Here is a 6,418-nt window from a genome sequence, read left to right on the forward strand (position 1 = left end):
CGGTGGATCTGTACCGGAGATGGTGACTGACCCACCGCTTTCGCGAGCAAGCTCAGCTCCTACAAAGATTTGTGGGGTGTTCGGGGATTTGCATACGACCGAGAACCCTGTGGGAGCCGGGCTTGCCCGCGAAGGCGGCGGTGGGTTCAACATCGCACCCGGCTGCGTATCAGAATTTTTCGGCCACACGCCGATACGGATAATTCGGATCCTTGTACTTGCCCGCCTTCTGCCGCTTCGGCAGTTCAACCTTCTCGCGCTTCACATCCTCATAAGGAATGCGACTCAGCACATCAGTGATGATGTTCAGCCGAGCCCGACGCTTGTCATTCGAATCCGCCACCAGCCACGGCGCATGCTCGGTATCGGAATGTTTAAACATCTCATCTCGCGCCCGCGAATAATCGTACCAGCGGCTGTAGGATTTCAGATCCATCGGCGTCAGTTTCCAGATCTTGCGACCGTCATTGATCCGCGCTTCCAGCCGCCGCGTCTGCTCTTCCGGGCTCACTTCCAGCCAATACTTCAGCAAAATCACCCCGGACTGCACGATCGCATGCTCAACCCACGGGATCGACTTGAGAAACTTGTCCGCCTGCTCATCCGTGCAAAAGCCCATCACCCGCTCGACACCGGCGCGGTTGTACCAACTGCGGTCGAAGATCACCACTTCCCCCGCCGCCGGCAGATACGGTAAATAACGCTGCACATGCATCTGGCTCTTCTCGCGATCGGTCGGCGCCGGCAGCGCCACCACGCGGAAAACCCGCGGGCTCACACGCTCAGTCAGCGCCTTGATCGTACCGCCCTTCCCCGCGCCATCACGGCCCTCAAAAACAATACAAACCTTGACGCCCTCGGCGATCACCCATTCCTGCAACTTGACCAGCTCAACGTGCAGTTTGCGCAGTTGCTCCAGGTAATCCTTGTTTTTCAGCTTCGGACTTTCAGGCGCCTTGGCGTCCTTCTTTTTGTCTTTTGCCATGACCCGGCCCTCTCGAATGAATGCAGAAACAGAATGTTTATTGACGACACACACCAGACACGTGAGGTTAGTTCATGACCTGCTGTTTGCCATCGCCGGGTAAAAAGCAAAATTGCCATGTGTTTCCTTCGTTCTTTCCTGCGTCGCACTGTTCATTCATTGCCCGCCCTTGCCTGTCTGGAGTTTTTCGATGCCGTCGCCAAAATCCCTGCCCACTGCCCTGCTGGGCCTGGCCCTTGCCTGCCCGGCGATGGCCGAGACTCAAGGTCTGGAACTGGGGCAAGTGCTGATTTCGGCCGATGAGCAACGCGGTTCGGATGCGTCGGTTGAAGAAGCCAAAGAGCGCCTCGAGCAAGTGCCCGGCGGCACCAACGTGGTCGATATGCGCCAACCGTTGCAGGGCCGCGTCTCGAGTAATCAGGATGTGCTGGCCTATCAACCGGGCGTTTACGCGCAGTCGGCAGGCAACGAAGGCGTGAAGATTTCCGTGCGTGGTTCGGGCATCAATCGCGCGCCGGGCGCCCACGCCTCGGGCCTTTACACCATGCTCGACGGCCTGCCGCTGACCGGCCCCGGCGGCACGCCCTACGAATTGCTCGAACCGCTGTGGGTCGATCACGTTGAAGTGCTGCGCGGCGCCAACGGTTTCGACCGTGGCTCACTGGCCCTCGGCGGCGCCATCGATTACGTCAGCCACACCGGCTACAACGCGCCGAAACTGCAAGTGCGCTACGCCACTGGCAGCCACGGCTATCAGCAGCGTCAGGTCAGTTCCGGGCAAGTGCTCGGCGACTTCGACTACTACGTGTCGCTGACCGATTCCAACGCCGACGGCTATCAGGATCACACCGCCAGCGAAAGCAAAGGCGTGATCGCCAACTTCGGTTATCGCTTCAACCCGAACCTGGAAACGCGCTTCTACATCCGCTACCGCGAAACCGACAACGACCTCGCCGGCCGCGTAACCAAGCACTCCATCGAACACGATCCACGCGCGGCCAATCCGTCTTACGTGGCGCGCGACGACAGCCGCAAGCAACCGGGCAGCACCTTCATCGGCAACAAAACCACCTTCTACATCGACGACGATTCGAGCATCCAGACCGGCCTCGTCTACCACGATTACCCGATGGATCTGCGCGAAGGCCCGAACCGTTTGAAAGTCGCCTACACCGACGTCAGCGGCACCTTCGACTACAAACGTCGCGACACGATCTTCGGCATGGAAAGCCGCAGCAACGTCGGCCTGCGCGTGACCAAACACCTGCCCAATGACGGCGCCAGCGAATTCGTGCGCATCCCCACCGGCAACACCGCCGGTTATGCGCCGGGCACAAAAATGCGCGATTTCACTTATCAGGGTTCGGACACCGTGCTGCACTTCGGCAACGACCTCGAAATCGCCAACGATCTGTGGCTGACCACTGGCCTCGCCGCCATCTACACCCGCCGCGAAAGCGACGTGACCTATCCGCAAAGCGGTGGCAAAACCAGCATGAACGACTGGGACTACGCGCCGCGCCTCGGCCTGCGCTACCAGATCAACCCGGATCTGCAAGTGTTCGGCAACCTCAGCCGCTCCGTCGAAGCGCCGCACCCATGGTCGCTGATCTACAGCTCCAACGTGCGCTTCGCTGCCGGTAACGGCGCCTCGACGGGTACGCAAAAAGACCCGATCAAACTGCAAAACCAGACCGCGACCACGCTGGAGCTCGGCGGGCGTGGCAACAGCGCCATCGGCGAATGGAGCCTGGCGTGGTACTACGCGCAGGTGCGACATGAACTGCTTTCAGTGCTGCCGGATGCGAACGCCGTCACGCCGTATGAGTTGAACGCCAGCCCGACCGTGCACCAAGGCGTCGAAGCGAGCCTCAACAGCAAACTCTGGTCGGCTGCCGATGGCCGCCAGTTGAGCCTGCGTCAGGCATACACCTTCAGCGATTTCCACTATCGCGACGACGACCGCTTCGGCGACAACCGCTTGCCGGGCCTGCCGATGCATTACTACCAAGGCGAATTGCGTTACGACTGGCCGCAGGGGTTCTTTGCGGCGGTGAACACGCAACTGGTGTCGAAAGTTGCCGTGGATTACGCGGACAGTTACTACGCCGATCCGTACGCACTGTTCGGCGCAACGCTCGGCTACAACGCGCCGAAGGGGGACTGGCAGGGTTGGGTCGACATGCGCAATTTGACCAACAAACACTACGCCGCGACGGTCACACCGGGGTATGACGACAAAGGTCAGGATGCCGCGCGGTCGACGCCGGGCGAAGGCATGGGGGTTTACGTCGGGGTTTCGTGGAGTTTGCTCTAACCCCACACCTTTGTAGAAGCAGAGCTCGCTCGCGAAGACGGCGGCACATCCCACACCTTCTCGGCTGACCCACCGCTTTCGCGAGCAAGCCCGCTCCCACAGGGGATTTGTGTTCTGACTCAGGTTTTGTGTACGACAGAAAATCTGTAGGAGCTGAGCTTGCTCGCGAAGGCGGCGGCACATTCAACATCAATGTGGCTGATACACCGCTTTCGCGAGCAAGCCCGCTCCCACACTGATGAATGTCGATCAGCCTATCTGCGCCAAATCCGCGTGTTCAATCATCCGAACACTGGCAAATGTCGACTCATTCCGTGCCTGCTCCAGCACCGTCAGCGGTTGCGTCGACACCGCCTTCAGCGCCGGTTTTCGGCTCATCTCCGACCCACCGCGCTCGTCGCTCGGCGGGACGCCAAAGTGTTCGCGATAGCATTTGGAAAAATGCGGCGTCGAAACAAAGCCGCAAACATGCGTCAACTCAACGATCGACAACGACGTTTGCTTGAGCAGTTGCCGCGCGCGAATCAGGCGCAGTTTCAAGTAATAACGCGACGGCGAACAGTTGAGGTATTTCTGGAACAACCGCTCCAGCTGTCGACGCGACAAATCAACGTACGCCGCCAGGTGATCCAGCTCGATCGGTTCCTCAAGATTGGCCTCCATCAGCGCCACAATTTCTTGCAGCTTCGGCTGATGCGTGCCGAGCACGTGCTTGAGCGGCACGCGCTGATGATCCTGCTGGTTGCGGACGCGCTCGTAGACAAACATCTCAGAGATGGCAGCGGACAAATCGCGGCCATGATCGCGGCTGATCAAGTGCAGCATCATGTCCAGCGGTGCGGTACCGCCGGAGGTGGTGACGCGATAGCGATCGAGGCTAAACAGGCTGGTGCTGACGCTGACACGCGGAAACGCTTCCTGCATCGCCGCGAGAAATTCCCAATGCACGCTGCATTCATAACCGTCGAGCAGCCCGGCTTTCGCCAGCGCCCAACTGCCGGTGCACACGCCGCCCAAGCGCTTCGATTGACGCGCCAGGGCCTGCAGCCAAGTGATGTGCTCCCGCGAAATCACGCTCTGAATGCCGACGCCGCCGCAGACAATCACCGTATCCACGCAAGGATTACTCCACGACCCATCCGGCGTAATCGGCACGCCGTCGCTGGCCCAGACCGGCGCGCCGCCAACGCTGAACGTCTGCCAGCGATACAGCTCACGCCCGGACAATTGATTGGCCATGCGCAACGGTTCGACGGCGGACGCCAGCGACATCAGGGTGAATTTGTCCAAGAGCAGAAAGCCAACGGATTGAGTCGCACCGTCAGGCGCGGCGGCGTTCGATGACATCGGATTCGTGTCCTTACAGAAGCGTTGGTGGTGCGGCGTTAACCCGCTGACGTCACCCGGGCAGCCTGCGCAGGATCACGCGAGGTCACCAGGCCGAGGAAAGAAATCAGCAACGCGAGGCCAATGGTCGTGCTCACTTCGGTGCGGTGTTGCGGGGTGATCATCATCACCGTCAACGCCGCGCAAATGAACACGATCACCAGCCAGGTCAGCCACGGAAAAAGCCACATGCGAAAGGTCAGCTCGACGTTGCGCTGGCGCAAGATCCGTCGCATGCGCAGCTGCGACACGGCGATGGTCAGGTACACCAGCAAGGCAATCGCGCCAGAACTGGCAAGCAGAAATTCAAACAACCCGGCGGGCATGAAATAGCTCCACACGGTGATCGCCGCGCCCAACACGGTGCTGGCGAAAACAGCCGCCCGTGGCACGCCGGCGGCCGATGTCACCTTCAACGCCTTCGGCGCATCGCCACGGCGTCCCAGCGAAAACAACATGCGCGAAGCAATGTAGATCGAAGAATTCATGCAACTGGCGACGGCGATCAACACGACGACGTCGACCATGAACTTGGCGTGAGGAATATTCATGATTTCCAGCGCCCGTTGATACGAGCCGACCGAGGCCAACAGCGGATCATTCCAGGGCACCACGGAAATCACCACGAAGATCGACAGCAGATAAAACACGCCGATGCGCCAGATCACCGAGCGCGTGGCTTTGGCGATGTTCTGCGCCGGGTTGTTGGATTCGGCGGCGGCGATGGTCACCGCTTCGGTGCCGATAAAACTGAACATGATGGTGATGAAAGCGCCGACCACCGCTGACATGCCGTTGGGCGCGAATCCGCCGTGGGTGGCCATCAAACCGCTCAAACCACTGACTTCGCGATCCGGCACCCAACCCATCAACACGGCAAAACCAACGCCGATGAAACCGATGATCGCCACGACTTTGGCCATGGCGAACCAGAACTCGAATTCACCGTATTTGGACACGCTGAACAGGTTGGTCACGGCCAGCACAATGATCGACACCAACGCAAACAGCCACGCATCGACCTGCGGAAACCATTGATGGAGCACATGGCCGGCCGCCAGCGCTTCAATGGGAATCACCAACACCCAGAACCACCAGTAAAGCCAACCGATGGTAAACCCCGCCCAGCGCCCGATGGCCTGGTCGGCGTAGGTGGAAAACGAGCCGGTGTCCGGATTGGCCACCGCCATTTCACCGAGCATGCGCATGACCAGCACCACGAGCAAACCCGAGAACAAATACGCCAACAACACCGCCGGCCCCGCCGCCGCAATGGCATGCCCCGAGCCCACGAACAAACCGGCGCCGATGATCCCGGCGATAGATAGCATTGTTACGTGACGAGGCTTAAAGCCCTGCGCCAATTGGCCATTCGAATCCTTGGACGGGCTAATCATTGGTTTTTTTATTCTCTGCTGAGCGACATTTAAGCGACTGGACAGGGGCAACGGATCACCGTTGTTGCCGTACAAGAAACCCCATCCAACCGCCGCAGTTCTTATCAAACCGATGTGGTTTTTTAATGAAAAGACACTTCACCTTATCTGGCTTGGTGGAGGGCTCAGTAGCCTGATGGCGTCATGGTTTGGTCTGAAATCGACACGGGGGAACCTTACAGTCTCGATCAAGACCCATCAGTCGAAAACCCAAAGCAAAACCTGTGGGAGCGAGCCTGCTCGCGAAGGCGGCGGCACATTCAACATAACTGTGGCTGACCCACCGCTTTCGCG

At 59.5% G+C, this 6,418-nt stretch carries 5 protein-coding genes; 2 read left to right on the top strand and 3 right to left on the bottom strand.

The window, feature by feature from the left end:
• Positions 1-169: 169 nt before the first annotated feature.
• Complete coding sequence (ppk2, locus tag QMX93_RS29145) at positions 170-985, bottom strand: polyphosphate kinase 2 (RefSeq protein ID WP_159812131.1); 816 nt, start codon at positions 983-985, stop codon at positions 170-172.
• A 190-nt stretch (positions 986-1,175) separates the two neighbouring features.
• Between ppk2 and QMX93_RS29150 the strand changes: the two genes are divergently transcribed.
• Entirely contained in the window at positions 1,176-3,302 is a 2,127-nt protein-coding gene (locus QMX93_RS29150) for a TonB-dependent receptor (RefSeq protein ID WP_282359021.1), read from the top strand.
• 249 nt (positions 3,303-3,551) lie between these two features.
• Here the strand turns inward: QMX93_RS29150 and QMX93_RS29155 are convergent, their stop codons facing one another.
• Both QMX93_RS29155 and gabP read right to left on the bottom strand, forming a co-directional pair.
• Positions 3,552-4,649: a GlxA family transcriptional regulator gene (locus tag QMX93_RS29155; protein WP_282359023.1), complete on the bottom strand. Its 1,098-nt coding sequence runs from the start codon at positions 4,647-4,649 to the stop codon at positions 3,552-3,554.
• Positions 4,650-4,687: 38 nt separating this feature from the next.
• Positions 4,688-6,085: a GABA permease gene (gene gabP / locus QMX93_RS29160; protein WP_282359025.1), complete on the bottom strand. Its 1,398-nt coding sequence runs from the start codon at positions 6,083-6,085 to the stop codon at positions 4,688-4,690.
• Between the two features lie 64 nt (positions 6,086-6,149).
• Between gabP and QMX93_RS29165 the strand changes: the two genes are divergently transcribed.
• Positions 6,150-6,418, top strand: a 269-nt coding sequence (locus tag QMX93_RS29165; protein ID WP_282359026.1) for a hypothetical protein, incomplete at its 3' end; no start/stop codon positions are given.

It is taken from the genome of Pseudomonas sp. PS01303, from assembly GCF_029959385.1.
Taxonomy (GTDB): domain Bacteria; phylum Pseudomonadota; class Gammaproteobacteria; order Pseudomonadales; family Pseudomonadaceae; genus Aquipseudomonas; species Aquipseudomonas rustica.

Excerpts from the sequence above, each read along its gene's own strand:
- ppk2 (WP_159812131.1), bottom strand. The coding sequence starts at position 985 with ATGGCAAAAGACAAAAAGAAGGACGCCAAGGCGCCTGAAAGTCCGAAG.
- QMX93_RS29155 (WP_282359023.1), bottom strand. The coding sequence starts at position 4,649 with ATGTCATCGAACGCCGCCGCGCCTGACGGTGCGACTCAATCCGTTGGC.
- gabP (WP_282359025.1), bottom strand. The coding sequence starts at position 6,085 with ATGATTAGCCCGTCCAAGGATTCGAATGGCCAATTGGCGCAGGGCTTT.
- QMX93_RS29150 (WP_282359021.1), top strand. The coding sequence starts at position 1,176 with ATGCCGTCGCCAAAATCCCTGCCCACTGCCCTGCTGGGCCTGGCCCTT.